Genomic DNA, 1,078 nt, shown 5'->3' on the forward strand with positions numbered 1-1,078 from the left:
ACCTGGGCCACAGCCTGCCGAAACGTTTCGTCCTGGAGTGCAGGGTCGGCGCCGATGCGCCGAATCTGATCGACGACGAAAGCTTCGACCTTGTCGGCGTTGACGGATTTCGAGGGACACGTCGCATAGCCCTGCTTCTGGGCTCCGGTGCAGCTGTAATAGCGATACACTCGCCCATGGTTCTTCGTCGGATGTGGGATCATCGCGGCGTCGCAGGCGGAACAGCGCAGCAAGCCCCGCAGCAGGAATCCGTGTCGGTTCTTGCCTCTCGCGCCGCCGTCCGATCGGTTTCCGACCATTAGGCGCTGGACCTGATCGAACAGCTTTTGCGGCACGATCCGATCGTGGTCACCTTCGAAAGTCTCGTCGCCCAGCCTCTGTCTGCCGGTGTAGAGGGAATTCTTGAGTAGGGAACGAAGATTCACTTTGTTCCATTTGCCGCCACCGCACGGACGGCCTGTTTTCGCGACCCATGACTTCTGCCGCCACCCGCGAGGGTTCAGTTCCTGGGAGACTTGGACCAGGGACGGCGTCTCGACGTAGAGCTGGAAGATCGATTTGACCTGCTCCGCCTCGGTCTTATTTATCACGATGCGGCCGCCCTCGGGGACAGTGTCGTACCCCAGTGGCGGGCGACCTCCGGTCCAACGGCCACGGCGGCGAGCGGCTTGGATCTTGTCCCTTGTGCGATCGGCGATGATCAGCCGCTCGAATTCTGCGAAAGAGAGCAGGATATTCATGGTCATCTTGCCAACGGGTGTGCTCGTGTCGAATCGCTGGCTCACGGAAACGAAGCTGACGCAATGCCGCTCGAACTCGTCGAGCAACTGGAAGAAATCGAGCATGCGCCGCGACAGGCGATCAAACTTGTAGACGATCACGCAGTCGAGCTTTCCGGCTTCGATATCGGCCCGGAGCCGCTTCAATGCCGGTCGGTCGGTTGTTCCGGCAGAGAATCCACCGTCGTCGTATCGGTCGGGGAGCGCGATCCAGTTGTCGTGCTGCTGGCTGGCGATATAGCTCTCGGCAGCTTCCCGCTGGGCATCGAGGCTGTTGAACTCCTGTTCGAGGCCCTGGC

The 1,078-nt window shown here is 60.8% G+C and carries 1 protein-coding gene; it reads right to left on the reverse strand.

What is annotated here, in order from left to right; all coding sequences use genetic code 11:
- The coding region (locus GY725_15155) for a recombinase family protein (GenBank protein ID MCP4005526.1) at nucleotides 1-1,078 on the reverse strand (1,078 nt) is incomplete at both ends.

The sequence above is a fragment of the bacterium genome (assembly GCA_024226335.1).
GTDB lineage: Bacteria > Myxococcota_A > UBA9160 > SZUA-336 > SZUA-336 > JAAELY01.